Below are 3,955 nucleotides of genomic sequence, written 5' to 3'. Positions count from 1 at the left end.
AAAAGGAACAGAACGAGCAATGCGCTACGCCTTTGAATTAGCTTCTAAAAGAAAAGCAAAAGTTACAAGCGCAACGAAGTCAAATGGAATTGTTCATTCCATGCCGTTTTGGGACGAAGTGTTTCAAGATGTTGCCAAGAGTTATTCTCATATTGAAACAGACTCACAGCACATCGATGCGCTGGCGGCTTTTTTCGTTACAAATCCAAGTCGTTTTGATGTAATTGTGGCAAGCAATTTATTTGGAGATATTTTAACAGATATCGGAGCTGCTATTATGGGAAGTATTGGCGTTGCTCCCGCTGCAAATATTAATGTGAACGGAAAATATCCTTCGATGTTTGAACCGGTACACGGGTCTGCTCCTGATATTGTCGGAAAAGGAATTGCAAACCCAATGGGACAGATTTGGACGGCTAAAATGATGTTGGATCATTTTGGTGAACAAGAATTAGGCAGTCATTTATTAGAGGTTATCGAGCAAGTGACAGAATCGGGCATCATTACACCAGATGTTGGAGGCAGCGCAACTACTAGTGAAGTAACGGATCAAATTATTTCTCATTTAAAGAAGTGAAGGTTCTAAAAGAGGCTAGGACAAAAGAATATTAGACGAAGTGAAAAACGAACCATTGATCAAAGTGTTTGATTCATGGTTTGTTTTTTTTGTGGTAAACGTAGGTTTCATGTGTGTAGGTCTTTCTAGCAGTTGGTTAGAGGGCAAGGCAAAGATTCCCGCGAAAAGCGAAGCCTTGGACGGAAATCAAAATCGATAAATACATGTTGACACTTACATATATGAACCCTATAATAGTTTGAGTTGAGATAATTCGTATACATATTATTTCTAGACTATGATTTAGTTTGTTTTAATAAATAGATACGAATAAACAAATAAAAGGAGGAAAATCATGCAGAAATCGAAATTATGGACAAAAGATTTTTTAGCGGTTTCATTGACCAGCTTTTTTGTCTTTGTCATTTTTTATATGTTAACTGTCACATTGCCGCTGTTTGCAACAGATGAACTTCATGCAAGTAAACAAAGCCTAGGGCTAATTGTGACAATCTTTTTAGTGTCCGGTATTGTGTTCAGACCGCTAGCCGGTAAGTGGATGACAACATTAGGACAAAAGAAAGTACTATTAATAGGTGTCTTTATCTTTTTAATTGGTTCTATTTTATATATGAATATTCACTCATTATCTGCGCTGCTGTTGCTGCGTGTGCTTCATGGTATTGGTTTTGGAATGAGCACAACTGCTACAGGAGCAATTGTTGCAAATGTAATCCCAGAACAGAGAAAAGGCGAAGGGATGGGGTACTATGCGACGTTTATGAACTTAGCAATGGTAGTAGGTCCGTTTGTAGGCTTAACGTTAACAAATACTTTAAGTCATACAGCGGTTTTTACCGTTGCGGTTGTATCTTCTGTTTTAGCAGTATTATCCAGTCTAGTACTTCGTGTACCTGAGGTGCAAGCTTCCTCTGCAACAAATGAAATACAGCCAGCTAAAGGTCTTGCGGCGTTTTTTGAATACCGTTCGCTGCCTATTTCTGTTGCTGGCCTTGTGGTAGCTTTTTCATATGCAAGTGTTATTTCGTTTGTGTCTATTTATGCAAAAGAAATGGGCTTTACGCAAGCTTCAAGCTTTTTCTTTGTTGTATACGCGGTGTGCTTATTAGCTTCTAGACCTTTTACTGGAAAATGGTTTGATCAATACGGAGAAAACAGCGTGGTATATCCGTCCATTTTATCTTTAGCTATCGGTATCTTTTTACTTAGCCAAGCGACAACAAGCTGGGTGTTTTTATTAGCTGGAGCATTTATTGGATTAGGCTTTGGAACGATTACATCAAGTTTTCAATCCATTGCTGTAAAAAAAGCTTCTCCTCATCGCCGAGGTGTCGCCACAGCTACGTTTTTTGTGTTTTTTGACTCCGGAATGGGCTTAGGGTCCTTTTTATTAGGCATTTTATCCACAGCAGCCGGGTATAAAGGAATGTATGTATTCTGTTCTGTTGTTGCTCTTTTAGCTATAGCAGTATACCTTGTATTGCACGGTCGAAAAAGTCAGAAACAGCGCATTATTTCTCAAAATGAATCATTAGGAAAATAACATAAATAAAAAAAGGCGTGCTCAAGGGGAGCATGCCTTTTTTATTTATGGAGCTCTAAAGAAAACGAAAACGGCTGTGAGCATATCGATATAGAAGCCTCCTGATTTCTTTAGAGATTTCTTTTATTCCACTTCTTCTTTTGTAATCCACTCACTGGACCATGTCTGAATTTCCTGAATTACCGGCGCTAGTGCTAATCCTTTGTCGGATAATGAATACTCGATTCGAACAGGAGTTTCCGGAATAACCGTACGAATGACGATTCCTTCATGCTCTAATTCTTTTAAGCGCTCGGATAAGAGCCTTCCGCTTACTGGAAGTGCTTCTTGCATTTGAGAAAACCGCTGTGAGCCGGAAAGCAGCTGAAAAATGATCAAACTCGTCCAACGTTTCGTTAGTATAGTAACAGCCTTTTCAAAACGTGGGCAGAGTGCTAAACCGTCCATGTTATTACCTCCATTCTCTTCCTATATTATAAAACAAAGTCAGTATTTTATCTAGTGTTATGTAATTTAATTACTTAAAGATTATAAATTACTTTACGTATTTATGTTTTGATTATATAATTTATATAATTATAGAAGTTAATTACTAAAAGTAACAAAAAGAGCATAAAAGCTTTACAAGATAAATGTATCGTCATATAATACTTTAAGCAAGTAAAGTTACTTACTTTTAGTAAGCTGATACATCAATTAAAAAAGATAAATGTAGTGAAGTGCTAAAAAAAACAGTTGTTCATGTGAGAGATTGAGCACAATGTGAAAATAGTAGATAAGTGAAAGACACATAAGAGGAGGAAATGACTGTGATTAACCAAAAAGTTGTTTCAATTTTAAAAGATAAAATTAACATAGTAAAAAATGAAGACCATTTTATTTATATAGTAGGACCTATTACGCTTCCTGTGAATCTGGATGGCGAGACACAAGTATTTAGTTGGTATTCATGGTTGCGTTCTGATAATGTAAAAGAAGGATCTTTAAGTACGGAAGAGCTTATTGAAAAAATGCAAGGAGCTAATTTAGCTGACATGCAGCAATCTAGTGTTCTTGTGTACGGAGATTTTCAAGAATCGCATGAGGCACTCATTCGTATGCACAGTATCTGCCATACGGGAGATATATTCGGAAGCAAACGCTGCGACTGCGGTTTTCAATTAAAACAATCAATGAAAATGATCGTCGAAAATGGGAGCGGGGCGCTATTTTATTTAGCAAATCATGAAGGACGCGGCATTGGCCTATTCAGCAAAGCAATGGCATACGTTCTTCAAGAAAACGGATTTGATACGGTAGAAGCGAATGAAGGGTTAGGATTTGAAGATGATACTCGCAGCTATAGTGATGCCATCAGCGTGTTAAAAGTGCTGCGCCAAAAACCGGTTACGCTGATTACCAATAATCCGAAAAAGCTAATCGCGCTTGAGAAAAACGGCGCACTTTTATCAGGGCGCGTTCCACTTTGGGGAGATGTATCGCAGTTTAATGAAAAGTATTTGGATACTAAAGTTAAACGTTCAGGACATTTAAAAGAGGAGGTTCTTCTTTGATCAATCACGAATTTTATATGAATATAGCTTTACAAAACGCAAAATCAACAAAAGGACAAACAGAGCCAAATCCGCTTGTAGGATCGGTCATTGTAAACGATAATCGAATCGTTGGAATTGGTACGCATTTAAAAGCTGGCGAACCGCACGCTGAAATTCACGCGCTGCGAATGGCTGGCGAACAAGCAAAAGGAGCGACTGCTTACGTAACGCTAGAGCCTTGTTCACACCACGGACGTACAGGTCCTTGTGCTGAAGCGCTAGTTGAAGCATGTGTAAAAA

The 3,955-nt window shown here is 38.1% G+C and carries 5 protein-coding genes; 4 read left to right on the top strand and 1 reads right to left on the bottom strand.

The window, feature by feature from the left end:
- Together AC1DRF_RS18655 and AC1DRF_RS18650 are read left to right on the top strand one after the other, a co-directional pair.
- The coding region (locus AC1DRF_RS18655) for an isocitrate/isopropylmalate family dehydrogenase (protein ID WP_477741368.1) at window positions 1-577 on the top strand (577 nt) is incomplete at its 5' end.
- Window positions 578-911: 334 nt separating this feature from the next.
- Entirely contained in the window at window positions 912-2,120 is a 1,209-nt protein-coding gene (locus AC1DRF_RS18650; protein ID WP_162214085.1) for an MFS transporter, read from the top strand.
- Window positions 2,121-2,243: 123 nt separating this feature from the next.
- On the opposite strand, the gene AC1DRF_RS18645 is transcribed toward AC1DRF_RS18650, so the two are convergent.
- A complete protein-coding gene (locus AC1DRF_RS18645) occupies window positions 2,244-2,567 on the bottom strand; it encodes a winged helix-turn-helix transcriptional regulator (protein ID WP_014460492.1) in 324 nt (107 codons plus the stop codon).
- Window positions 2,568-2,929: 362 nt separating this feature from the next.
- Here AC1DRF_RS18645 and AC1DRF_RS18640 point away from each other — a divergent pair, with 362 nt between their 5' ends.
- Window positions 2,930-3,673 (top strand): GTP cyclohydrolase II, encoded by a 744-nt coding sequence (locus AC1DRF_RS18640; RefSeq protein ID WP_427076278.1) that lies wholly within the window; start codon window positions 2,930-2,932, stop codon window positions 3,671-3,673.
- Window positions 3,670-3,955: bifunctional diaminohydroxyphosphoribosylaminopyrimidine deaminase/5-amino-6-(5-phosphoribosylamino)uracil reductase RibD (locus AC1DRF_RS18635; RefSeq protein WP_477741367.1), on the top strand; the 286-nt coding region annotated here is incomplete at its 3' end. The genes AC1DRF_RS18640 and AC1DRF_RS18635, both read left to right, overlap by 4 nt.

The sequence above is a fragment of the Priestia sp. P5_B4 genome, from assembly GCF_056400385.1.
This window is presented reverse-complemented; position numbering and strand designations above follow the sequence as displayed.

Coding starts and splice junctions, on each gene's coding strand:
- AC1DRF_RS18650 (WP_162214085.1), top strand. CDS start 912: ATGCAGAAATCGAAATTATGGACAAAAGATTTTTTAGCGGTTTCATTG.
- AC1DRF_RS18645 (WP_014460492.1), bottom strand. CDS start 2,567: ATGGACGGTTTAGCACTCTGCCCACGTTTTGAAAAGGCTGTTACTATA.